The following is a 22,374-nucleotide window of genomic DNA, read 5'->3' as shown; positions in this document are numbered from 1 at the left end:
ATGTTGAATCTAAGAACTACAAATACAAGAAATAAGAATAGTGAAACCAACGATTATTATGCTACTGATCCTAAAGCAATAGATGAATTATTAAGGTTTGAAGATTTTAAGAAAGATATTTTAGAGCCTTGCGTTGGTGGCGGTCATTTAGCTTATAGACTTAATGATTATGGTTTTTCAGTTAAAGGTTTTGACATCATAGACAGATCTTATCCTAACACAGTGATAAAAAATGCTTTAGATATTGAGAAAAACAATTTGGATATAATTACAAACCCACCTTATAAAAACGCTAAAGAAATTATAGAACATTTAATTCAAGTTAGTGATAAAGGAATAAAAATTGCTTGTTTCTTAAAACTTACATTCTTGGAAAGCGTAAATAGATATGAGTTTTTTAAGAAATATCCTCCTAAAAGAATTTATGTTTTTTCTTACAGAATAAATTGTGCAAGAAATGGTAATTTTGAAAAATACAAAACTATGAAAGCTGTAGCTTACGCCTGGTATGTTTGGGAAGTCGGAAGTTATGAGAAAACTTACATAGATTGGATTAATAAGAAAGTAGGTGATTAATATTGGATTTTTAGATTTTTTTAAAAGGGAGAAAGAATACCCTTATGTTGATGGAAAAAAGGAAGAACTTCAAGCCTTAGCTGCTTGGAGAGTTGATTGTGACGAATATGTTAGGTATTTACCTTACGGTTATAGGTCGATGGCTGACAGTCCTGAAATTAAGGGTGGTATTGAAAAGATTGCTGAAATTATATCTTCTATGAGTATTCAACTTATGAAAAATACTAAAAATGGAGATGTGAGAATTAAGAATGGTCTTTCGAGGTTTGTTGATATTGAACCGTCTTTAAAGATGAATAGGCAACTTTTAATTTCTTGGGTTGTACAAGAGATGATGATATACGGAAATGCTCTTATAATTCCTCATACAAAAAATGGACTTTTTGTTGAATTTGAAACAATTCCTTATGGAGAATATTCCATTGTTGATGATGAGAGAAATCTTAAAAACAATAGGACTTATTATATAAGACTTAACAAAGACAACAAGATATATAAACCAGATGAGGTTTTACACTTTAGGTATAATCCAAATCTTAAAAAGCCATGGATAGGAGAGGGACAAGAAATTTTACTTAAAGATTTAATGGATGGATTAGGTCAAGCAAGGTCAACTGTGCATGACTTTTTGGAAAATCAAATGTTACCTACTGTAATCATTAGTGTTGATTCTTTGCCAAGCGATTTAAAATCATCAAAAGGTCGTGATGAGATTGAAAAAAGATTTATAAAAAGAGCGAAAAACGGTCAACCTTGGATAATACCTACTATGATGAGTGTCGAACAAATGAGACCTCTTACCTTAAATGATATTGGAATTAATGAAAGGGTTGAAATAGATAAGCAAACTGTAGCATCTATTCTTGGTTTGCCAGCATTTTTACTAGGGGTAGGTCAGTTTGATAAGGATGAATATAACAATTTCATAAGAACGAAAATAGCCGTTATTTGTAAAGCTATTGAACAAGAGTTGACTCGAAAATTATTAATCGATGACAACTCTTATTTTGTTTTTAATAGAAAATCCATGCTTTCTTATGACCTTGACACTTTAGGCAGCTTGTATATGGATTTATTTGAACATGGAATAGTTACTGGTAATGAAGTTCGTGATGTCATGGGAATGAGTCCACTTGATGGTTTAGATGAACTGTTGATTTTGGAAAATTATATTCCTGTAGATAAGAGTGGAGACCAAGAAAAGTTGAAAGGTTCTGATAAAGATTCTGATGATGAGAAAGGAGGTAAGGATGGAGAAGAAAATTCAGTACAGAACGAACAAGATTAATTTTCGTGAAAAAGAAGATAACAAGGAATTAAGAATCGAAGGATATTTTGTAGTGTATGACGACGAAACTATGCTTTGGGATGGAGTATATGAAAAAATTGACCGACACGCTTTTGATGGAGAGCTTGAAAAAGATATAAGAGCTTTGATAGGACACGATATGGAAAAGGTGTTAGGTCGAACAAAAAATAAAACACTTACGCTTAAAAGCGACGACAAGGGCTTATGGGGTTCTATTTTGATTAATAGAAATGATCCAGAAGCCCTTTCTTTATACCAAAAAGTAAAAAGGGGCGATGTTGATAAGTGTTCATTTGGTTTTATTCCAACTGATGAAGAAAGCGAAAGTAGAGATAACGGAACTCTATTTACTGTTAAAAAATGTGACCTTATCGAAGTTAGTGTTGTTGCTTTTCCTGCTTATGAAAACACATCTATAAGTGCTAGGAAAAAAGATTTTGAAAAGAAACGTGAAGAATTTAGAAAGTCTAAATTAAAGGAGAAATTGAATGAAGTTAAAAATCTTAATGCTTAAGAAAAAGCTTGAAGAAAGAAAAGCCAAATTAGAAAAAGTGAATGAAAACCTTGAAGAATTTAAAACAAGAGAAGTCGAACTTGAAGAAACAATCAGTGAGTTAGATGAAAACTCTACTGATGAAGAACACGAAGCTGTTAATGAAGAAATCGACAAGCTTGAAAGTGAAAAGAAAGAAAAATTGGAAGAGAAGAAAAATCTTGAAGATGAGATTGAAGAAATTGAAAAATCTATGTCTGAACTTGAAGAAGATACCGTCGAAGAAGAAACAGAAGAAACGAATGAAGAAAGAAAAATTGAAAAGAAAGAAGTTGAAAAAAGAGGTGGTTATATGAATTTATCTAATATGAATTATGCTGATATGAATAAAAGACAAAGAGTAGGAAGAATACTTGAAAAAGATGAGAACGTAGAGTTTTTCAGAAATGTTACTAACTTATATTTTAAAAGAGATGCTGCTCTTGCTGGAATGACTAAAGATACTGCTGGTCTTATGATTCCTGATGATGTTTATTATGAAATAAACCAAAGAATAGGGGACTATGGTTCTTTATACAATGTTGTTAGAAAATTAAATTTAGTTGGTAAAGCTAGAATTATAATGAACGCTGGTACTCCAAAAATGTATTGGACTGAAAAATGTGAACCATTAAAGGAAACAACACTAGGAGAATTAAATTCTGTTGAACTTGATAACTTTAAGCTTGGTGGATATTTATTCTTATGTGAATCATTCGTACAAGATGTAAATGAAAATAAACATCACTCAATTACAATTGCCGATTATATTATAAATGAATTTGCTAAGGCTATTGCACAAGCTTTAGACGAAGCAATCTACAATGGTAAGGGTGCGGCTGAAAAACAACCTGAAGGAATTACAAGTGCTGTTAAAACTACAAAGAAAGTTACAAGTATATTGGAACTTTTGGGTGTTATAGGCGATATAGATGTTTTATTCTATGAACATAATGCTCCACAAGGAACTATCACAGTTGCTGGAAATAGAAAAACACTTTATAAATGGATTTATCCTGAAACATGGGGAAAAGATTCTAATGGAAAACTTGTATATGGAATGGGAAATACTCTACCAGATGGAACTAGAATTGAAACATCAAATGTAATTCCTGATGATGAAATTGTAGTAGGAGATTTTAACCAATATATACTTGGTATTAGAAAAGATATGACTTTTGATACTAATGATAGACTTCAATGGATTGAAGAAAATATTGGTTATAAAATTAGAGGAAGATATGACGGTAAAGTTATAAATCCTAAAGCTTTTGCAAGATGTAAATTTGCTGCTCCAACAACTACACCTACTGGAGCTTAATTAATATAAAATGAAAAACGCTGAAAAAATAGATTCCCTCACAACTTTGGTAAAACAAAGGGAGGGAATTTTAAATAGTGTTCAAGATGAGTACATTAAAGCAATTGTTGAAGGTGTGATAAAAGAACTTGAAAAACAACATGGAATAAGTGTCAATCTTGATGATATGGATATATTTATGCTTATTGTTGATATGGCAAGTTTTAGATATTCCAACCGTGATTCTATTGAGGGTTTTCCTAAACATCTTGAATATAGGTTGAGAAATTTTTATATTAATAAGTCTAATGATATAGAAGGAGAATAAAATGACCTATGATGATATAGTTATTTTATTTAATAAAACTAAAGAGGAAAAAGATAAGTTTGGAAATACTCATTTTATTTTTGATAAATCTTCTATAAGTCAATCCTTTTGCCATGTGAGAGATATTGGTCGTGAAGAGTTTTACCTTGGAAAAAACAATAGATATAAACCATCAAAGGTTATAACTATGAAAACTAGTCAATATGAAGGTGCTCAATACATGATTATTGGTAAAAGTATGGATCTTGAAAAAGACTTAAAAGATTTTGTCGACAATGATGAAGTCAAGTTATTTAAACTTATAAGAACTTATTCTCCATCATCACTTATGCTTGGTCGTAATGAGAAAAAAATAATTGGAGCTTACAAACCAGGTCGTGATGATGTTGAAATAGTGCTTGAAGAACAATATGGAATACCCAAAACTGAAATAAGAGAACAAGTTAAAAAAATCTTTGGAAGTGATGAAAATTGAAAAGTTTATCAGAACAATTAAAGGAAATTTTAAAAGATGAAACTTTGGAAACTAGAAAAAAAATAGAAGAAGTAGCAGATCAGTCTAGTGAATACGGATTAAAGCTTATTAAAAAAAGAAGTCCAAGAGATAGGAATAGAAAAAGTAATAGGACTGGTAAAAAGCGTTATGCAAGTGGTTGGAGAGATGAAAAAGAATATGTAGGTGGTTTTATAATGAAACACACTTTACACAATGTGAATGAACCAACTCTAACTCATTTACTTGAAAACGGACACGTTGTTAAAAATCAGTTTGGAACTTATGGAAGAGCTGAAGCAATTCCTCATATTGAAAGAACTGAAAAAGATACTGCTGATTATTTTGAACAAAATGTTATTAGGAAATTAGAAAAATGACAAAAAATCCAATGGAAATATTTAAAGATTTTGAACTTGAGATAGACCATGGGACTATTAAAAAGAGTGAACCTCCATTTTTAGTTTATCGTGGTAAGGGTAGTTCAAATTTTAATGCAGAAGATAAAGTTTATTATAGTGTTTATGATTACACAATTGAATATTATTTTATCTATAAAAATGAAGAAATGGAAAAAGCTATCGAAGAAAGATTTGATAGGGAAAATATAATGTGGGATAAGTCATCAGATATATTTATCGAAGATGAAAATATGTTTGTGATTTATTACAGCATTTAATACTTAAAAAAGAATAGATTATAAAATTAGTGTTTTACGAAAGTAAGACACTTTTTTAATACAAAAAATTAAGGAGATATAAATATGGCAAATGAAAACAAAGTTAAATTTGGTTTAAGAAACGTACACATATTCCCAATTGAAGATGAAAATGATACAAAAATTACTTATGGAAAAGTTATTAAGTTACCTGGAGCTGTAAATTTATCATTATCAATCGAAGGAGATGAGAATACTTTCTATGCTGATGATATACCATATTACAGCACATTTTCAAACAATGGTTATTCTGGAGATTTGGAGATAGCTAAAATCACAGATGAATTTATTGTTGGAATATTGGGTCAACAAAAAGATGACAATGGGGCAATAATTGAATCAATTAATGATAAAATAAAACCTTTTGCTATGGCTTTTGAGTTTCAAGGTGATGTAAAGGCTACAAGAAATATTTTATACAAAGTTACTGCATCAAGACCAAGTGCTGAACATTCAACAATTGGAGAAACTAAAGAACCTCAAACGGATACTTTATCAATAAAAGCTATTGCTAGAAGTAATGATGGAAGAATTAAGGCAAAACTCTATGAAGGTCAAACTGGATACGATACATTTTATGACAATGTGTATGAAGGAAAGATAACAAGTGAAAGTACTGGACAATAAGGTTAGGAGTTAAAATTGCAAAAAACAATAGAAATTAATGGCAAGAAGGTGGACTTTAAGTTCACTCTTGCCGCTTTTTATATATTTAAAAATCAATTTGGTTATGACGCTATGAATAAAATTGTCCCTATGATTGGGGAAATTATGACAGGTCTTGATTTTAGTGTCTTACAAAAGAAAAAGGTAGAAACAGCAGAGTTTTATGAAATGCTTGGGGAAAGTTTACAAAATACTTTTGGTTTTGAAATGGTCGATATTTTAAATTTCATTTGGGCTTTTGCTAAGTGTGGAAATAACGAAATAGAAGATCCCATATCTTGGTACTCAAGTTTTGAAGAATTTCCAATTATAGATGTGATGAAAGAATTTATACCAGCTCTTATGGAGTCTTTAGGAAGTAAAAAAAAATTGACGAAGAAGAATACGGAAGTGAAGATTCAAAGGAAAACAAAGAAACAAGAGTAGATACAGATTTACTGTTTCAAAGTGGTCTTATGTGCAAGATGGATTTTGAAATGATTAGTCAAATGACACCTGGTAATTTGGTCGATTATATCTTATCCTACAACGAATACCAAGGAAAAGTGAATGGAAATGGAAAGAAAAAAAGAAAAGTCCGTCTTGCTACACAAGCGGACTTTGATAATTTTTAAAAGTTTGGAGGTGTAATTTATGGCTAGAAAAGTCAGAGGTATAACAATTGAATTTAGTGCTGATATGACAAAGTTTGAAAAAGCTATGAATGAAGCCTACAGTAAAGGTCGAAGTCTTGAAAGACAGATGAAAGATATTAACAGACTTTTAAAGGTTAGACCTGATGATAAAGGACTTTATACCCAAGCTTTTGCTACTTTAAGTAAACAAATAGAAGTGAGTGAAAAGAAATTAAAAGAATTAAAAGCAGCTTACACAGTGGCGGTAAAAGAATTTAACGAAGGAAAAATCGGAGAAGAAGCTTTATTTGCCCTTCAAAGAGATATAAAAGCTACTGAAAATGATTTAAAGAAATTTTCTAAATCTTTTGATGAATTAAGAAAAAAATCAAGCACTTTTGAAGAATTAAGGGCAAAAATTAGCAAGGTTGATGAAAGTCTTAAAAAGAATAAGGATTTATTAAGTGATGTAAATAAAGCTTTAAAACTTGATCCGAAAAATATTGGTCTTGTTAAAAATCAGCAAGATTTATTGTCAGATTCTATATATGAAACTAAGAAAAAAATCGATTTATGTAGGCAAGCTCAAAGCGAACTTGTTAAAGAATTTAATAAAGGGAATTATTCAAAAGATGAATACACACAAAAGTATGCCAAGTTAAGAACAGAGATAATAAACGCAAAAGAAGAAATGAGAAAACTTGCTAAAGAAAGTGATATTACAAGTATAAAACTTAAAAATGCAAGTGAAAAATTTTCAAGTGTTGGTAATAGTCTTAAAAATGCTGGGGATTGGATGACAAGAAGAGTTACTCTACCAATCACAGGAGCTATGACTCTTGCAACAAAGGAAGCAATAAGTCTTGAAAATGCTATGGCTGGAGTTCGTAAGACTACTGATATGACTGATACTGAATTGAGGCAAATGGAAGATACATTTGTGAGTATGAGTAAAACTACACCTGTTACTGCTAAAGAGCTTGCAAACATTGGGGAAATGGCAGGACAACTTGGTATTAAGAAAGAAAATATTGCTGAATTTTCTAAGGTTATTTCTGATTTAACTATTGCGACAAACCTTACCGCCGAAGAAGGTGCGAAAGATTTGGCAAGGTTTATGAACATAACTGGACTAACTCAAGATAAGATTTCAAATCTTGGTTCTGCTATCGTTGAACTTGGTAATAATTATGCTACAAGTGAAAATGAAATTGTACAAATGGGTTTAAGGCTTGCTGCACAAGGTAAGATTGCAGGATTAACAGAAGCTCAAATAATGGGTATAGCAACCGCTTTAAGTTCAGTTGGTTTAAAGGCTGAACGTGGTGGTACATCATTTTCAAGAATCATGATGATGATGAATAGTGCTGTATTGTCTACTAATGAAAGAATATCGGTATTGAACGATATGCTTGAAGGAACGGGATATACCGTTGATGATGTTAAAAATGCTATACAAAAAGGTGGTAGTGATGGAAAAGCAGCTTTAGATGAAATAGGCGAAGCTGTTGGAATGACTGCTGATGATTTGAAAGTTATGGTTACTGATACTAAAAATGCTAGTGATAAATTAAAAACTTTAGCTGATGTATCGGGGATTAGTGCTGAAGAATTTGCCAATAAATGGAAATCTAATCCTAAAGAAGCAATTGATTTGTTTATTAAAGGTTTGTCTAGAATGCAATCCGAAGGTAAAGATTTAGGCGGAGTCTTTAAAGAATTAGGTGTAAGTGGTAGACAAGATGTCGACACTTTACAACGTTTGGCAGGTTCTGCTGGTTTAGCAGGTAAGGCAATGGATGATTCGACAAAGGCTTTTGAATCTAATGTTGCTTTACAAAAAGAAGTTGAAATCTTTAGTAAAACCACTGGCAATCAATTAAAAATCCTTAAAAATGAATTTATAGCTTTAGGACTTAAAGTTGGTAAAGTATTGATTCCTGTTTTAAGAGATGTTGTTGATTGGTTGAAAGGTTTAGCTGAAAAGGCTGAAAATATGAATCCTAAGACAATTGAAATGTTTGTGAAAGCTTTATTAGGACTTGCTGCTGTTGGACCAATTGTCGGAGTTGTTGGTCGACTGCTTACAAGTTTAGGTAGTGTAGCAGGATTTGTAGCTAGTGTATCAGGAGAGCTTGCAGCACTTAATGCTGGATTTGGAACAAGTGCAACTACTGCTGGTTTATTTGCAAAAGGACTTGGAGCTTTGGGACCATTATTAGTACCACCTCATGGACTTGTTATTGCTGGAATTTTAGCAGGTGTTGGTGTACTTATTGCTTTAAATAAACACATGAGTGAAAGTGCAATCCAAACTGATATATTTGGAGATAAGGTCAGCGAAGGAACTAAAAAAGCTGTTGGTGGATTCCTTGAATTAAGTGATGAGACTGAAAGGTCTTTAACAAGTTTAAAGGCAACAGGGGAAGTTGTAAGTCAAGAAACGGTTGATAGTATTGCAGGTAATTTTGAAAATATGGGCGGTCAAATATCCAAAAAGATTGATGAGAGCAAACAACCTGCTATTGATTCTTTAACACAAATGTATACCGACATGGGAACTATTCAAGATGAGGAAACAATCAATCTTATCAATAAAGTTGGAAGTACTTATGATGGTATAAAACAAAAAACGGAAGAAGGTCAAGCAAGAGTAAGGCAGATTCTTGAAACTGCTAAGAATGAAAAAAGAACTCTAACTGAACAAGAACAATACGAAATAGCAACAATTCAATATCAAATGAAAGATGATGGTATTAGGATTCTTTCTGAAAGTGAGGAAGAATATTATATAATCCGTCAAAGAATGAAAGATCAGGCTGGAGAATTATCAGCTCAACAGGCTGGTAAGTTAGTTGAAGATTCTATAAAAACAAGAGATGAAACTATAGCAAAAGCCGAAGAAGAATATAATGAGCGTTTAAGAATAGCAGCACAACTTGAAGCGGATGGAAGTGCTGAAAGTGCAAAACTTGCCCAAAAAATCAAAGATGATGCTAAAACTACTAGAGATGAAACTATTGCAAAAGCTGAAGAAAGACATGAAAAGATAGTTAGTGAAGCGAAGGCTCAAGCTGGAGAACATGTTAATGAAGTTGACTGGGAAACCGGGCAAGTAAAAACTAAGTGGGAAACTGCTTGGGATAGTGTTAAAACAAGTTTTGAAAATGGCTGGACTAGCACTAAAACATTTTTTGGTAATATGAGAAGGGATTTATTAGATCATCTGGAAAATGCTCAAAGAAAACTTGATGAACTTAAATCTACAGTGAAAAGAAAAGGTAAGGAAATCATCGAAGGTTTTATCAATGGAATGATAAAAAAATGGACTGATAGAGCAACAGGGTTATGGGATCTAATAGCTGATACTATTAATGGAATTGTTGAACATGTTAAAGATATGTTTGATTTTACTTTACCTATGCCAAGAATACCTAGTCCTGTAATTCATTGGGAAACTCATAGTGTTTTGGGTATGGATTTTTCTATTCCAAGTGGAATTTCATGGCACAAAAAAGGTGCTATTTTCACTAGACCTACATTATTTGCAACTGGTAGTGGTTTTCATGGAGTAGGAGAAGCAGGAGCAGAAGCTGTTTTACCTATTGAAAAACTTGATGGAATTGTGGCTAATGCAATGATTAAAGCTGGTGGAGGTAACAACGGAGTTACTATTACAGGTAATACTTTTAATGTTCGTGAAGAAGAAGATATTGAAAAGATTGCAAGAAAGTTATACAGACTAATTGAAAGTAAGAAAAGGGGTGTTGGTCTTGGCTAGACTTTTTGAAAATAGTTTAATTTTTAATGGAGTTGAATTTGGTAAGTTTGGTATTATTGAAAAGATTGACAGACCTTTTTTGACTCCTATGAATATTATTGAAAAAGATATAAATGGTAGAGATGGGGTTTTATATAAAACTTCTTTATTTGAACCTCTTACTATTACCATTTCTATTAGACTTTATAATAGTGTAAGACGAAAAATTGATGATATGATTTTTGATTTAATGGAGATGATGTATAGTAAGAAGTTATCTCCATTAAATTATAGAAGAAATAGGGTTTGGTATGATGCTGTTCTTGTTGGTGTAAATTCTTATGAAAAGTTTAGAAATGAACGTGCTTATATGGATCTAGTTTTTAAAGTACCAAGTGGTCTAGGTAGGAGTGAATATAGGAATGATTATTATAAGAATTTTACAAGCAAGGAAATTTCTTTAAATTCTGTTTTACCTATCAAGGGGATTTTTACTTTTACTGGTTCTTCTAACAAAATAACAAACGTTAGAACGGGAGAATTTATTGAAATTCTTTCTGGTACAAGTCAAAATTTTGTTATTGATTGTGAGAAAGAAATTGTTACTTTTAAAGGAAATAGAGCAATGGATAGGTTAAATCCTTATTCTGATTTTTTTGAGATAAGAAATGGAGATATTATAAAGGCTACTAATCCCGTAAGTTTAGAGTTTTACGAAAGATACTTATATGATAGGTGATGTAAATGTTAATGTTATATGACAGAGATGAAAAACTTATAGCTTCTTTAAAATACAATAAGATTGAAAGAAAGAGAGAACTTAATGGACTTAATAATTTAGAGTTTGAAACATCTAAAGAAGTTGAGTATGGACAAAGAACATTGTTTAAAGATAAAAAAGGTTTATGGAATGAGTATATAATTTTTGATTATTTTAAAAATCATGAAAATAATGATGTTACTTATTCTGTTTATTGTGAAGATTCTACAAGTGAGTTGTATTGGTATTTTATTGATGATTTGAAACCTAGAAATGCGACTTGTTCTAGTGTTTTAAGAAGACTACTTGAAAGAACAAGGTTTGAAGTTGGATATGTTGATGATTTTCCTAAAAAATCTTTTAATCTTTATAGAGAAAGTGTTAAGTCTTGTTTATGGAAAATACTTGATGTGTATGGAGCTGAAATAAATGTAAGAATTGTTGTCGATAAGATAGGAATAATACATAGGTATATTGATTTAAGAAAAAGAATAGGTCGTGATGTTGGCAAAAGATTTACATATAAGAAAGATATAGGAAGTATAAAGAAAACTACATCTATTAAAGATTTATGTACTGCTTTACATGGTTATGGTAAGGGAGAAGAAATTGTAAAAGAAGACGGTACACCATCTAGAAATGATAATAAAATAGGTGGTGGGGACTATGGTAGAAAGATTGATTTTTCTGAAATAAATGCTGGAAAAACTTATGTTGAAGACAATGAAGCAAGGCTTAAATATGGACTTGGTAAAGAAAGGAAACATATATTTGGACAAGCTGATTTTTCTGATTGTGAGGATAAACATGAGTTATTAAGGCTAACAAAAGAAAGACTTAAAGAAGTTTCTAAACCTAAAATCACTTATGAACTTAAAGTCGAAGATATATCAAGATATGATGGATATATTGGAGAAGGAGTTGACCTTGGAGATACTGTTTATGTGATTGACAAGGAAATTGACACAAGGGTTCAAACAAGGGTTATTTCTATAAAAGACAATCCTATTGAAGAGATTGAAGATAGTGAGATTGTACTAGGAAATTTTATTAAAGACTTATCTGATAATCTTGTTGCTTATGAAAAATTGAAATCCACATTTGAAAATGATAGGAATAAATTTAATAAAGAACTTGATAAACTTGCTAATGGAGTTAAAAGCTCTTATATGCAAAAAATCCTTGAAAAGTTTAATAATGAACTCAATGAAACTGGCGGTTGGGTTTATGCAGAAGAAGGAGAGGGTTTACTTATCCTTAATGCACCGAAAGAGGGTAATCCAACACAAGCAATTAATCTTAAAGGTGGTAAAATTGCTATAGCTAATCACAAAAACGCTGATGGTTCTTTTGCTTATGAAACTTTTGGTGATGGAGATGGTTTTACTGCTAATTTAATTCGTGCTGGTGTTCTAAGAGGTGGTAAGGTGTTTTTTAATCTTGAAGATGGTACGTTTTTAATAGGAAAAAATTCTAATGATTATTCTATGTATTGGGATGGTGGAACACTACATTTAAGAAATACTGATATTGACTTGTCTAATAATTATCAAATACAAAACATCAATCATAATATAAATAATCTTGAAAATCAGCATTCCATCTTATCAGATAGAACCGATAAGGGTTTTAATGATATAGGAGTTAAAATTGAAACTGTTGATAAGAAAGTAGATATAGTAAGTCAAGATTTTAAAGTTGGTCAAGGAAAATTTGAATCTACTATTAATGCAAAAATGGAAGGGCTTTCTAATGTTGTTGAAAATACAAGGGTAAGTCTTGATGGGAAAATTGAAACTTATAATAGTAATAATCTTAAAACAATAGGGGATTTGAAATCAAAAATCAGTCAAACTGAAAGTTCTATTACAAGTAGTGTTTCAAGTCAAATTAAGATTGTGAATGATAAGATTGATAGTAAGGATTCAAGTTTAAGATCATATGTACAAAATAATTATTCAACAAAAACACAAACTGCAAACTTAATTGAAAGCAAGGTTTCTAGTGTTTCTAATTCTGTTTCAAGTTTAGGAAGTAGGATTTCTAACGCTGAATCAAAAATCAGTCAAACTGCTAATGAAATTTCAAGTAAGGTTTCTAAAGATGGAATAATATCGGCTATTAACCAATCGGCTGAAAGCATTAAGATAAAAGCTAGTAAGATTAATCTTGACGGAAATGTGAACTTGACAGGGACTTTTACTACTTATGATAATTATGGAAAAACTGTATTGGAAAATGGTGAATTAAGGTTTTATAAGGGTTCAAGTCTTGTCGGATCAATATATGTTAATTCAAATGGCATGATTGTGCACGCCAGTAATTTTTCTTTTAGTACTGGAAATACCTTTATAGATTTTGATGATTATGGTATTGTTATCAGAGCTGTAGGAAGTGGTCAAAGTGTTAGAATATATGATGCTGTTTTATACAGCCCTGAAATACTAAATCCACGTTGATACGATAAATAATAAAAGGATGAAACATGAAATTAAGAAATAAAGAAATATATAATGTGAATGGAATATTAAATAACTTGTTTGAAAATAAAATGTCTTCTAAACTTGCTTTCAAACTTTATAAGATAAAGAAAAAAATTGAGGATGAGGTTATTATCATTCGAGAAAGTTTGAAAGGTAAAGAAGATGATAAAAAAGAAGTAAGCGAAGTTTTAAATATGGAAAATGAAATAGATATTGAAAAGATAAAAGCGTCTGAATTGGAAGAGTTGAAGTTATCCATGCAAGACGTTTTTTATTTGGAAGCAATAATTGATTTTGAGGAGGGAAAAGATGAGTAAATTTATTTGTGATGAAAAGAAATATCTTGTATGCAGAACAAGTGAAGAAGGTCGAGAAGATTTAGCTCAAATTGATGAATATTCTGGAAATATTTATTGGATAGGTGAGATGAATAATATTTATAAATTCAAAACTATTGAAGATGCTAAGGCTTTTAAATTATCTCAAGAAAATTTGAGCAAAGCTATAGGAAAAAAATGGAAATTTGAGATATTGGAAGAGCACAGTGTGGTTAGCAAGGGTGAATAATCATGATTAACAATGATAGTAAATATATTTTTGAAACAACCAGGGGAGATGATTTCAATTTATATATATTTATAGACAAAATACCAATGAATAATGCAAGAACATTAACTTCAACCATAAGAAGAAATGAAGATGCAAGTGAGAAAATAAGTTCTTCTTGTTCTGTTTCTGGTAGTGGAAAATATGTGATTAAATTTAGTTCTAGTCAAATGAAAAATCTTTATGGAACTTATGCTATTGATATTGAATTATCAGATGGAAATTCTAATGGTAATCGTAAAACTTTAGTATTAGGAAGTCTTATTGTAAATAAAGATGTGACTTATTAGTGAGGTGGTTTGATGAGTGATTATAAAATATTGGTAAATTCTTATGATGATCATACATTGGCTGTTGAAGTTGGAAGGCTTGCTAATAATCTTGAAGAATTAAAAATGAAAATATCCAATGTAAAGAAAGAAAATGGAAATACTGAAATAACTTTTTCTGACGGACATAAGATTAATATTAAAGATGGAGATACGCCTACAATTGATAAGAATGGATTTTGGATTATAGGTGGTCAATCTACTGGAGTTAAGGCAAGGGCTGAATTATCTTTTAAAGAATTGAGTCCACAAGAAAAACTATCAATAAAGGGAGATAAAGGAGATCCTTTGAGATGGGAGGATTTGACTTATGAACAAAAAGCAAGTCTTAAAGGAGATAAAGGAGACACTGGCGAGGCTAGTAGGGTTATTGAAAGTAAGGTTGACAATGATGGTAATACTTTAATTACCTTTAATGATAAGTCTACAGCTAAGATTAATCGTGGACCTAAAGGAGATAAAGGAGACACTGGAGATAAAGGAGACACTGGAAAAAAAGGAGATACAGGAGAAGCTAGTAGGGTTTTAAAGACTGATTATGATAGTGAAGGTAATACTTTAATTACTTTTAATGATCAAACCACTGCTAAAATAAACCGTGGTAAGACCGGTTTAAAAGGGGATAAAGGAGATTCTACTACAACTTCTTCTATAACAAAGAGTGGACTCACTACTACCGTTAAATTCACTGATGGCAAGAGTATGCAAATACAAGATGGTAAGAGTGTGAATGTATCATCTAATAAGATTCTTGATGATGGAAATACGGAAATAACCTTTAGTGATGGTAAGAAAGTTATTGTTAAGAAAGGTCAAGATGGAAGTGTTAAGTTTGATGAACTAACAGAGGAACAGAAAAAATCACTACAAGTTGATGTAGTAGACGATTTAACAACTGGAGGTAGTGATAAGGCTTTGTCGGCTGAACAGGGGAAGAATCTATTGAATATAATTACAAAATATCATCCTGATGCTATTCCTCCTAAGATAATGACAGCTGTAATAGACCAATCAAATTCTAATCCTTTAACTTGTATTACTTATGAAGATGACGCAAAGATGATGGAAAAGGGAAGTCCTGAATGGGATGATTTTTTCCAAAGTCAATTAGTCTTGTTTAAGGATGGTAAGGAAGTTAGAGAACTTGAAGATTCTGAACTGAATGATTTAAAACCTGAAGACGGGGATGTCATGGTAAGATTTCCTAGAAAAGGGCTTAGGATAAAAACAGTGGGAGAAAAAGTTTATGTATCTATGACAAATAAGACTAATGATCCTGATTTTAAATACTATGCACACTCTAGAGGTGATAGTCCAAGAGATGCTTTTTACCTTGGTGCTTATCTAGGATATGAAGAGAGTGGTAAATTAAGGTCAATTACAAATGTAGAACCTGTTACAAATAAAGGCTTTAATAGTTTTAGACAACTTGGTCAGGCTGTAGGTAATGGTTATGAAATATCGGGGTTTTATCAATTAACCTTTTTGCAAGCTATGTATGTACTGAAATATGGCAATCTTGATTCACAAACCGCTATTGGTAAAGGTCTAACGGATGGTGGTGCTGGTGGCACAAATACAACTGGTGTGACAAATAGCAGGGGTATTGATTATGGTACACAGTCTTTCACTGAAAGAATGAGATTTCAATATTTGGAAGATTTTTGGGGTAATAGATTTTGGGCTATAGATGGCATATATTCTGATTCTTCCTGTACTTTACTTACAACCACAGATAAATTTGATGATTCATATAACAGTTATCTTGATACTGGAGAAAAAGGTACTGAAAAATCGGGTTATTTGTCACAAGTATTTGGTACGAGTGAATTAGGATTTATCGGAAAAACATTTACTGGTAGTTCATCTTCATATTATTGTGATAATTCTAGTACAAGAAGCGGAAAAAATATGTTTTTTGGTGGTGGTATTTCTAGTAAAACTTATTCGGGTGCTTTCAATTGCATGTTGAGTTTTACTAGTAGACCTCATACACAATTATCCGCACGCTTAATGTTCCTTTAAAAAGAAAGGTTGTTATATGAAAAAGTTAAAAGATGTAATTGGCTCAAAGGAAGCTAGCAAAGATCTTATTATAGGAAAAGATACTGTATACATTCATTCTAATGTTAGAGTTTATGAAGATAAAAGCGAAACGGGCGAGGAAGAAAAATCTGAACTTTATATTTATGATGAAGTGCAATTTTCTTTACATGAGTATTTAGAATTAAAACAACAAGAGATTGACCTAATTACAAAGGCTCAAAACTCTACTGAAGATTTGTTACAAGAAATAATACTTAAAATGTATGAAGTGTAGAAAGGGGGTGAAAGAATGAAAATAGTTGAATTTTTGGCTTATAGGATAACTGTGGGTTTACTTGAATTTAAAAATGTGCCTACACCATTAAAGGACAAGGTTAGGGTGGAGTTAGAAAAACTTGGATTGGGTTTTCTAGCTGAATAATCAAGGGAGCAAAGGCTCTCTTTTTTTATATAAAAAATCCGAAAGGAAGTGAGATAATTGTGTTTGAATTAGCAAAAGCAATAAGTGAATATGGAATATTAATAGTAATAGCAGGTTTATTTTTATATTTCTACATTTCAGACAGAAAAGCTTGGCAAAAAAACCAGGACAAGCAATTTGAAAGAAGTAATGAGATAAACGATAAACTAACGGAAATAATTGCAAAAAACACGTCAAGGTTGGATTTGCACGAAACAAGTTTGAATAAACATTCTTGCGACACCAAGCAAAGCTTTGATGATTTAAATTCTAGGGTGGATAGGATTGATGATAAGATTGACTTATTACAGTCTACAACAAAGGAATTAGCAACAAAGGCAATGGCAGAGGAAATAAAGGAAGAAGTGAGAAGTTTAAAACGATAGGGGACTAGGTAAAATCTAGTCCTTTTTTAGTACACATAAATTAACACGAAATAGTAAAAGTGTTGAAATCTCAATAAATGAATTTCACAAGAAACTTCACAAGGAGGTATAAATGAGTAATAGTAGTTTAGTAAATTTAGTAAGTTACAGTCCTAATCATAGTGGAAAAAGGGAAAATCGAATTACAAAAATAGCTATACACCATACAGCGGGTGTTTTAACTGCAGCTGGTATTGGTAGTGTTTTTAAATCTACATCTAGGAAAGCGTCTTGTAATTATGGAATAGGAAATGATAACAAGGTAGTGCTAGTTGTAGATGAAGTAAACAGAGCGTGGACAACTTCTAGCTCATGGTGCGATAACCGTGCTGTAACAATAGAAGTTTCTAACTGTCAATATGGTGGTAATTGGCTTGTATCGGATAGAGTTTTGAATACTCTTATAGATTTAGTTACAGATATATGTAGACGTAATGGAATTAAAAATTGTACCTATACTGGTGGCACAGATGGAGTTTTACAAATGCACAAATGGTATGCTCAAACATCTTGTCCTGGTCCATATCTTGCTAGTAAATTTACTTATATTGCACAAGAAGTAAACAAAAGATTAAAAGGTGGAAAATCTACAAGTACATCTAATCTTTATAGGGTTAGAAAAACTTGGAGTGATAGTAAAAGTCAAAAAGGAGCTTTTAAGGGTTTGGATTCTGCCATAGATTTGGCAAAGAAAAACGGATATAAGGTTTACGATTATGAGGGAAACCAAATTTATCCAGAAGTTAAAAAAGTAAGTGCAAGTTCTTGTACAAGTTCTAATAATACAAGTCCAAAATTTATAAAATTCGAAAACTGGACTGGAGTTACACAAGATGTTTGTAATGTTAGGTCAGCACCAAACACAAGGGCAGAGATTGTTGCACAATATCAAAAAAATAAACCAATACATTATGACCAAGTCTGGGAGGGTGATGGTTATAGATGGATATCCTACATTGGAGCAAGCTCTGGTAAGAGGAGATATGTTGCTTTTAGGAGATTAAGTGGAGATACTACACCTTGGATTAAATTTTAGGGTGTAATTAGCGTATAATAGGGTATAATAAATATAACAATTTATTTCCCATTTGTACCTAAAGGTGCAGATACTAAGCGATTACATAAGTAGTCGCTTTTTTAGTTTAGAAAAAGGAGATAATATGGATAATAACTTAAAAATATTTATAATAGGTATGCTAGCAGTTTTGATTGTATATAGCATAATTACTTTTCTTAATTATAGTAAAGAATGTACAAAAGAAATAAAAAATGAAAAAATAAGCTTTGCTTTAGATAGGTTAGATAGGATAATAAGAAGAGCTGTAGGGGCAGCTAATCAAGTTGTAGTTAATAATGCAAAAGAAGATGGGACTTTCACAGCATCTTATGGTAAAAAAGTAAAAGATGAGGTTTTTGAAACAGTTTTAAAAGTCCTTGGAGATGAGGGGAAACAACTTCTGAATGAAGCCCTTGGGGATTTAGATAAATATATATCCGACGGGATTGAAGATGAAGTTGATAGACGAAAATAGTATAATATTAATGACAGGTAGACAATATATAGTGTTACCGAATTTCTACATTGACCACTGGCTTTTGGCTGGTGGTCTTTTTTTTATTTGCGGTATAATATATGTATCCGAATAGCACGAAAGATATTTAAAATTTCCCGCCTTTTATGGTGGGATTTTTTTGTTAAAGTATAATAAAATTAAGGCAATACCTTTAAGCTACCTATTCATTGGGTGGCTTTTTTTGTATATTTTATGTTTGTTGTTTGTTTTATATAAATTGGCTTATTTATTATATTTATGTTGTATATATTGACAATGTAAATATAATATGGTATTATATAATTAACAAAAGGAAATAAACAATGATTAAAAAACAAGGAGAAAAACAATGAATAAGGTTATTAATGGTAAAAGATACGACACAGAAACAGCAGAACTTGTTGGAGAATGGACTAATGGACACAGATACGGTGAGTTTCAATACGAATGTGAAAAACTTTATAGAAAAAAAACAGGGAAATTTTTCTTATATGGTTCAGGTGGTGCAATGTCAAGTTATGCAGTCCCTTCTGGAAATAGTAACTGGACTGGTAGCTCCAAGATAACACCTTTAACTTTAGATGAAGCGAAAAAATGGGTTGAAAGAAACCTTGATGCTGATGATTATGAAAAATATTTTGAACTTGAAGAAGAAGGTAATATTGCATTTAGTTTATTAATTCCAGGAAATTTATATAATAGATTAAAAGAAGTAAGTGAAAAAACTGGCGAAAGTATGAAAGATATAATTGTAGAAGCGTTGGAAAGTAAATTAGAGCAATAAAGCTATATTTTAAAGTGGAAGTTATTTTTTAAGGAATACTATTGGTATACTTAATTATTTGATTAGCTTATAGGCTAAAATATAAAGTATTGGCTTGATTGCAAGGTTTATAACTGGTGATTTGGCTTATCACAATTTGGCTTATGAGGAAAACTAATTTTGGCTTATCAAATATCATAAAACTCATTTTGGCTTATGAATGAAGATAAAAAAAAGAGGACTAAATCAATAGTCCTTTTTGTTTTAAAACATTTTATATTATTAATCAACGAAACGTTTAAATACATCTTATGTTATTAATCAATGAAACATTTTAATTTTTAACATTTCAATACATCAAATGTTGATAATCAATGAAATATTTTTCTTTTTTAACATTTCAATACGTCTTACGTTATTAATCAAATAATTATTTTCATTTTTAGTATTTCAATACGTTTCACGTTAATAATTAAAAATGCTTTTATTAATTTAATTATAATGGTTGTTTTTAATTAAGTCAAGTTTCTTATGATGATTATTTTATTATCTTATTCATTATTATATTATTTGATTTTTATTTTATTATTTTAATTTTATTTAATTATTTTTTAATTTTATCATTTTAATTAATTTTAAATTTCCCATAAATTTTTAGAAAAACATCAGGCAATTTTCCCCAATATTTTTAATACAAAATTTATAATCACATCTATATATTTAATTTTTATGTTTTTAACTTTATTATATTAATTATTTTTTTATCCTTGATTAATTTTTAACTTGCTTTAAAACACAAATTAGAGCGTATGTTTTTGCAAGTAAATATAAAAAAGCACTGTTAGAGTGCTTTTATTTTATGGTTTATTTTTCTTTTAGGATTTTATAAATTGAATCCTTATAATTATTATATGCTTCTTTTTTGTCTTTTGCTTTATCCTCTTTTATATAATCTTGTATTAATATATCTATATCTTTAAAGCTTGTACAGTCTTTTAAATCTCTTTTTAATTTTTCTTGTGTTTGCATTTTTTATATCTCCCTTTATATATTTTCATTATAATAGGGTAGGGGTTTAATCCTACCCGTTTTATATTTTAATCTTTTTATTTATAAATTTTAATCTTATTTACTTCTATCTTATTTATTTCTTTTATTATAAGTTCTATTCCTATTAAATTTTCTTGCTCTTGTGTACATTCTTCAAAAAATTTTTTTATATTTTCGTCTTCTTTTTCGTTAAAATTTCCTAAATCTTCTAAAATCCAGCTAAAGTTTTCTTCTGCTTTTTCGTTCCAATCTTGTATTAATTCTTCTTCTGTGTTTCCTTTTGCGTATGTGTAATTATTGTAATTGTCGTAAATTTTCATATTTTTTTCCTTTTTTATATTAATTCTAGTTTTACAAATCCGTAAAAGTTACTATCAAAGTAGTCTGTCATTGCGTCGCCTTTATCGTAATTATAAGAGTTTAATAATTTTTGTATATTGTTTCTTATTTCTTTAGTTTCTTCATTCTCTTCTTTTACTTTTATGTTTATCCATATTGCATTATATTCGCTTCTTGCACTTATTTTTATTTCTGGATATAATTTTTTTGCTTGCTTTTTTACTTCTTTGGATATTTCTTTGGTTGTTAGGTTTTTATCGTAATTTTTTCCTACTATGTTGTTATATGGGTAATTAGTTGTTAGTGTTGTCATTTTCTCACTCCTTTTATTAAATTTCTTCGATATTTGTAATTTTTATTAAGGTTTCTATTTTTTCTTCTGCTTTTTCTACTATTTCAAAACTGTATAAAATAAAAGTATAATCGTCTATATCTATAGCTACATTTTTATCATTAAATAACAGATTTTCCCAATCTTGCTCAAACAAGTTAAATTTGTATTCTTTTAATAATAAGTCGCCAAGTTCATCTATTGTAATTATGTCATTTATTTTAATTAATTCTGTCATTTTCTTTTTCCTCTCTTTATTTTTGCATTTTTGTTATAAAGTAGTAGGATATAAAATAAGGGTATACAAAAAGAGCTTATCTTTTTATACTCTTATAAAGTGGCGGTCAAACTACTTTATTTTTATTAAGGTGTATCGTGTGCCAGCACGGTACATCTTTTTTATTTACTTTTCCTTTTTTTACAGTCTATCGACTTTCTTTTATATAGTAATATTTTTTTATTTTTGTCAAGCCTTTTTAAAACTTTTTTCTAATTCTTTTATTGCTTTTATTATTGTATCTGTTCGGCTAAGTTTTAAGCGTTCTGATACTTTTCCAATCAAATCTTTTTCTTCTTTCGTAAGTCTTAAAGTAATTTGATTGTTTCTTGTACTTTTATTTTTTGGTGGTCTACCTAATTTTTTATTAATAATTTTTTCCTTGCCTTTCTCTTGCCTTTTATATATAATTAATTAAAGGGTAGGGGGCAAGACCTACCGTTTAATTTTTGGTCGACCTCTTTTAAAGGGGTCTTTTTTAGTCTTCGATTGTCTTTTGTAAATCTTCGATTATTTCTTTTATTTCTTTAGTTTTTTCTTCTTCGTTTTTGTTTTCGTTGGCTGTTTTTAAATTTTTTATTAGTTGCCTTAAAAAACCGTTAAATTGCTTGTCAGTCATTCCCATATCTTCCATATGTTTCTCCTTTCTCTTGCCT

General features: G+C 30.3%; 29 protein-coding genes. 24 read left to right on the top strand and 5 right to left on the bottom strand.

Translation table 11 applies throughout. The features are described 5' to 3' along the window. Window positions 1-3 precede the first annotated feature (3 nt). The 24 genes from HMPREF2852_RS06505 to HMPREF2852_RS06400 all read left to right on the top strand — a co-directional run bounded on the left by HMPREF2852_RS06505 (window position 4) and on the right by HMPREF2852_RS06400 (window position 19,742). Entirely contained in the window at window positions 4-576 is a 573-nt protein-coding gene (locus tag HMPREF2852_RS06505) for an NAD(P)-dependent oxidoreductase (RefSeq protein WP_148130558.1), read from the top strand. Then, complete coding sequence (locus HMPREF2852_RS06500) at window positions 569-1,864, top strand: phage portal protein (RefSeq protein WP_083306973.1); 1,296 nt, start codon at window positions 569-571, stop codon at window positions 1,862-1,864. Before HMPREF2852_RS06505 ends, HMPREF2852_RS06500 begins: the two co-directional genes overlap by 8 nt. Then, on the top strand, window positions 1,827-2,399 hold the full coding sequence (locus HMPREF2852_RS06495; protein ID WP_222563213.1) for an HK97 family phage prohead protease: 573 nt from the start codon (window positions 1,827-1,829) through the stop codon (window positions 2,397-2,399). Before HMPREF2852_RS06500 ends, HMPREF2852_RS06495 begins: the two co-directional genes overlap by 38 nt. Beyond that, the gene (locus HMPREF2852_RS06490) at window positions 2,374-3,738 is read left to right on the top strand and encodes a phage major capsid protein (protein ID WP_070606834.1); all 1,365 of its coding nucleotides are present in this window, start codon (window positions 2,374-2,376) and stop codon (window positions 3,736-3,738) included. Before HMPREF2852_RS06495 ends, HMPREF2852_RS06490 begins: the two co-directional genes overlap by 26 nt. A gap of 10 nt (window positions 3,739-3,748) precedes the next feature. Further along, window positions 3,749-4,045, top strand: a complete 297-nt coding sequence (locus tag HMPREF2852_RS06485; RefSeq protein ID WP_070606831.1) for a hypothetical protein — start codon at window positions 3,749-3,751, stop codon at window positions 4,043-4,045. 1 nt (window position 4,046) lies between these two features. Further along, window positions 4,047-4,520 (top strand): hypothetical protein, encoded by a 474-nt coding sequence (locus tag HMPREF2852_RS06480; protein ID WP_070606828.1) that lies wholly within the window; start codon window positions 4,047-4,049, stop codon window positions 4,518-4,520. Beyond that, complete coding sequence (locus HMPREF2852_RS06475) at window positions 4,517-4,918, top strand: hypothetical protein (protein ID WP_070606825.1); 402 nt, start codon at window positions 4,517-4,519, stop codon at window positions 4,916-4,918. Before HMPREF2852_RS06480 ends, HMPREF2852_RS06475 begins: the two co-directional genes overlap by 4 nt. Further along, window positions 4,915-5,217 (top strand): hypothetical protein, encoded by a 303-nt coding sequence (locus tag HMPREF2852_RS06470; RefSeq protein ID WP_070606822.1) that lies wholly within the window; start codon window positions 4,915-4,917, stop codon window positions 5,215-5,217. The genes HMPREF2852_RS06475 and HMPREF2852_RS06470 overlap by 4 nt, the downstream gene beginning before the upstream one ends. Before the next feature lie 84 nt (window positions 5,218-5,301). Further along, window positions 5,302-5,883: a major tail protein gene (locus HMPREF2852_RS06465; protein ID WP_070606819.1), complete on the top strand. Its 582-nt coding sequence runs from the start codon at window positions 5,302-5,304 to the stop codon at window positions 5,881-5,883. A gap of 15 nt (window positions 5,884-5,898) precedes the next feature. After that, window positions 5,899-6,348, top strand: a complete 450-nt coding sequence (locus HMPREF2852_RS06460; protein ID WP_070606816.1) for a hypothetical protein — start codon at window positions 5,899-5,901, stop codon at window positions 6,346-6,348. 29 nt (window positions 6,349-6,377) lie between these two features. Next, entirely contained in the window at window positions 6,378-6,536 is a 159-nt protein-coding gene (locus tag HMPREF2852_RS09835) for a hypothetical protein (protein WP_186821934.1), read from the top strand. A gap of 19 nt (window positions 6,537-6,555) precedes the next feature. Further along, window positions 6,556-10,317, top strand: coding sequence for a phage tail tape measure protein (locus HMPREF2852_RS06455; RefSeq protein WP_070606813.1), 3,762 nt, complete (start codon window positions 6,556-6,558; stop codon window positions 10,315-10,317). Further along, window positions 10,310-11,035 (top strand): distal tail protein Dit, encoded by a 726-nt coding sequence (locus HMPREF2852_RS06450; RefSeq protein WP_070606810.1) that lies wholly within the window; start codon window positions 10,310-10,312, stop codon window positions 11,033-11,035. The genes HMPREF2852_RS06455 and HMPREF2852_RS06450 overlap by 8 nt, the downstream gene beginning before the upstream one ends. Before the next feature lie 5 nt (window positions 11,036-11,040). Continuing rightward, on the top strand, window positions 11,041-13,515 hold the full coding sequence (locus tag HMPREF2852_RS06445; RefSeq protein WP_070606808.1) for a phage tail spike protein: 2,475 nt from the start codon (window positions 11,041-11,043) through the stop codon (window positions 13,513-13,515). Between the two features lie 26 nt (window positions 13,516-13,541). Next, window positions 13,542-13,856 carry a hypothetical protein gene (locus HMPREF2852_RS06440; protein ID WP_070606806.1) on the top strand — a complete coding sequence of 105 codons (315 nt, stop codon included), beginning with the start codon at window positions 13,542-13,544 and terminating at the stop codon, window positions 13,854-13,856. Further along, window positions 13,849-14,106: a hypothetical protein gene (locus HMPREF2852_RS06435; RefSeq protein ID WP_070606803.1), complete on the top strand. Its 258-nt coding sequence runs from the start codon at window positions 13,849-13,851 to the stop codon at window positions 14,104-14,106. The genes HMPREF2852_RS06440 and HMPREF2852_RS06435 overlap by 8 nt, the downstream gene beginning before the upstream one ends. Before the next feature lie 2 nt (window positions 14,107-14,108). Then, on the top strand, window positions 14,109-14,435 hold the full coding sequence (locus HMPREF2852_RS06430) for a hypothetical protein (RefSeq protein WP_070606800.1): 327 nt from the start codon (window positions 14,109-14,111) through the stop codon (window positions 14,433-14,435). Window positions 14,436-14,447: 12 nt separating this feature from the next. After that, window positions 14,448-16,499, top strand: coding sequence for a hypothetical protein (locus tag HMPREF2852_RS06425; protein ID WP_070606797.1), 2,052 nt, complete (start codon window positions 14,448-14,450; stop codon window positions 16,497-16,499). Between the two features lie 16 nt (window positions 16,500-16,515). After that, on the top strand, window positions 16,516-16,794 hold the full coding sequence (locus HMPREF2852_RS06420; RefSeq protein ID WP_070606794.1) for a hypothetical protein: 279 nt from the start codon (window positions 16,516-16,518) through the stop codon (window positions 16,792-16,794). Window positions 16,795-16,809: 15 nt separating this feature from the next. Then, window positions 16,810-16,941, top strand: a complete 132-nt coding sequence (locus HMPREF2852_RS10130) for a hypothetical protein (RefSeq protein WP_261668198.1) — start codon at window positions 16,810-16,812, stop codon at window positions 16,939-16,941. Window positions 16,942-17,000: 59 nt separating this feature from the next. Beyond that, the gene (locus HMPREF2852_RS06415; protein ID WP_070606792.1) at window positions 17,001-17,366 is read left to right on the top strand and encodes a hypothetical protein; all 366 of its coding nucleotides are present in this window, start codon (window positions 17,001-17,003) and stop codon (window positions 17,364-17,366) included. A gap of 112 nt (window positions 17,367-17,478) precedes the next feature. Next, window positions 17,479-18,441, top strand: a complete 963-nt coding sequence (locus HMPREF2852_RS06410; protein WP_070606789.1) for an N-acetylmuramoyl-L-alanine amidase — start codon at window positions 17,479-17,481, stop codon at window positions 18,439-18,441. Window positions 18,442-18,565: 124 nt separating this feature from the next. Further along, window positions 18,566-18,937 carry a hypothetical protein gene (locus HMPREF2852_RS06405; protein ID WP_070606786.1) on the top strand — a complete coding sequence of 124 codons (372 nt, stop codon included), beginning with the start codon at window positions 18,566-18,568 and terminating at the stop codon, window positions 18,935-18,937. Between the two features lie 370 nt (window positions 18,938-19,307). Further along, complete coding sequence (locus tag HMPREF2852_RS06400) at window positions 19,308-19,742, top strand: hypothetical protein (RefSeq protein ID WP_070606784.1); 435 nt, start codon at window positions 19,308-19,310, stop codon at window positions 19,740-19,742. An 843-nt stretch (window positions 19,743-20,585) separates the two neighbouring features. On the opposite strand, the gene HMPREF2852_RS09830 is transcribed toward HMPREF2852_RS06400, so the two are convergent. The 5 genes from HMPREF2852_RS09830 to HMPREF2852_RS09825 all read right to left on the bottom strand — a co-directional run bounded on the left by HMPREF2852_RS09830 (window position 20,586) and on the right by HMPREF2852_RS09825 (window position 22,352). Then, on the bottom strand, window positions 20,586-20,750 hold the full coding sequence (locus tag HMPREF2852_RS09830) for a hypothetical protein (protein WP_186821933.1): 165 nt from the start codon (window positions 20,748-20,750) through the stop codon (window positions 20,586-20,588). A gap of 77 nt (window positions 20,751-20,827) precedes the next feature. Next, window positions 20,828-21,091, bottom strand: a complete 264-nt coding sequence (locus HMPREF2852_RS06395; protein ID WP_070606781.1) for a hypothetical protein — start codon at window positions 21,089-21,091, stop codon at window positions 20,828-20,830. Between the two features lie 14 nt (window positions 21,092-21,105). Next, window positions 21,106-21,423, bottom strand: a complete 318-nt coding sequence (locus tag HMPREF2852_RS06390) for an LPD29 domain-containing protein (protein ID WP_070606778.1) — start codon at window positions 21,421-21,423, stop codon at window positions 21,106-21,108. Window positions 21,424-21,439: 16 nt separating this feature from the next. Continuing rightward, window positions 21,440-21,679 (bottom strand): hypothetical protein, encoded by a 240-nt coding sequence (locus HMPREF2852_RS06385; RefSeq protein ID WP_070606776.1) that lies wholly within the window; start codon window positions 21,677-21,679, stop codon window positions 21,440-21,442. Window positions 21,680-22,196: 517 nt separating this feature from the next. Next, window positions 22,197-22,352 (bottom strand): hypothetical protein, encoded by a 156-nt coding sequence (locus HMPREF2852_RS09825; RefSeq protein WP_186821932.1) that lies wholly within the window; start codon window positions 22,350-22,352, stop codon window positions 22,197-22,199. Window positions 22,353-22,374: the final 22 nt, after the last annotated feature.

The organism is Anaerococcus sp. HMSC065G05, assembly GCF_001812365.1.
GTDB lineage: Bacteria > Bacillota > Clostridia > Tissierellales > Peptoniphilaceae > Anaerococcus > Anaerococcus vaginalis.
This window is presented reverse-complemented; position numbering and strand designations above follow the sequence as displayed.

Bases quoted from the DNA above. Each gene is read 5' to 3' on its own strand.
- HMPREF2852_RS06410 (WP_070606789.1), top strand. From the start codon at position 17,479: ATGAGTAATAGTAGTTTAGTAAATTTAGTAAGTTACAGTCCTAATCAT.
- HMPREF2852_RS06420 (WP_070606794.1), top strand. From the start codon at position 16,516: ATGAAAAAGTTAAAAGATGTAATTGGCTCAAAGGAAGCTAGCAAAGAT.
- HMPREF2852_RS06390 (WP_070606778.1), bottom strand. From the start codon at position 21,423: ATGACAACACTAACAACTAATTACCCATATAACAACATAGTAGGAAAA.
- HMPREF2852_RS06430 (WP_070606800.1), top strand. From the start codon at position 14,109: ATGATTAACAATGATAGTAAATATATTTTTGAAACAACCAGGGGAGAT.
- HMPREF2852_RS06445 (WP_070606808.1), top strand. From the start codon at position 11,041: ATGTTAATGTTATATGACAGAGATGAAAAACTTATAGCTTCTTTAAAA.
- HMPREF2852_RS06425 (WP_070606797.1), top strand. From the start codon at position 14,448: ATGAGTGATTATAAAATATTGGTAAATTCTTATGATGATCATACATTG.
- HMPREF2852_RS06435 (WP_070606803.1), top strand. From the start codon at position 13,849: ATGAGTAAATTTATTTGTGATGAAAAGAAATATCTTGTATGCAGAACA.
- HMPREF2852_RS06385 (WP_070606776.1), bottom strand. From the start codon at position 21,679: ATGACAGAATTAATTAAAATAAATGACATAATTACAATAGATGAACTT.
- HMPREF2852_RS06405 (WP_070606786.1), top strand. From the start codon at position 18,566: ATGGATAATAACTTAAAAATATTTATAATAGGTATGCTAGCAGTTTTG.
- HMPREF2852_RS06495 (WP_222563213.1), top strand. From the start codon at position 1,827: ATGGAGAAGAAAATTCAGTACAGAACGAACAAGATTAATTTTCGTGAA.
- HMPREF2852_RS09825 (WP_186821932.1), bottom strand. From the start codon at position 22,352: ATGGAAGATATGGGAATGACTGACAAGCAATTTAACGGTTTTTTAAGG.
- HMPREF2852_RS09830 (WP_186821933.1), bottom strand. From the start codon at position 20,750: ATGCAAACACAAGAAAAATTAAAAAGAGATTTAAAAGACTGTACAAGC.
- HMPREF2852_RS06490 (WP_070606834.1), top strand. From the start codon at position 2,374: ATGAAGTTAAAAATCTTAATGCTTAAGAAAAAGCTTGAAGAAAGAAAA.
- HMPREF2852_RS10130 (WP_261668198.1), top strand. From the start codon at position 16,810: ATGAAAATAGTTGAATTTTTGGCTTATAGGATAACTGTGGGTTTACTT.
- HMPREF2852_RS06440 (WP_070606806.1), top strand. From the start codon at position 13,542: ATGAAATTAAGAAATAAAGAAATATATAATGTGAATGGAATATTAAAT.
- HMPREF2852_RS06400 (WP_070606784.1), top strand. From the start codon at position 19,308: ATGAATAAGGTTATTAATGGTAAAAGATACGACACAGAAACAGCAGAA.
- HMPREF2852_RS06395 (WP_070606781.1), bottom strand. From the start codon at position 21,091: ATGAAAATTTACGACAATTACAATAATTACACATACGCAAAAGGAAAC.
- HMPREF2852_RS06455 (WP_070606813.1), top strand. From the start codon at position 6,556: ATGGCTAGAAAAGTCAGAGGTATAACAATTGAATTTAGTGCTGATATG.
- HMPREF2852_RS06480 (WP_070606828.1), top strand. From the start codon at position 4,047: ATGACCTATGATGATATAGTTATTTTATTTAATAAAACTAAAGAGGAA.
- HMPREF2852_RS06485 (WP_070606831.1), top strand. From the start codon at position 3,749: ATGAAAAACGCTGAAAAAATAGATTCCCTCACAACTTTGGTAAAACAA.
- HMPREF2852_RS06470 (WP_070606822.1), top strand. From the start codon at position 4,915: ATGACAAAAAATCCAATGGAAATATTTAAAGATTTTGAACTTGAGATA.
- HMPREF2852_RS06465 (WP_070606819.1), top strand. From the start codon at position 5,302: ATGGCAAATGAAAACAAAGTTAAATTTGGTTTAAGAAACGTACACATA.
- HMPREF2852_RS09835 (WP_186821934.1), top strand. From the start codon at position 6,378: ATGTGCAAGATGGATTTTGAAATGATTAGTCAAATGACACCTGGTAAT.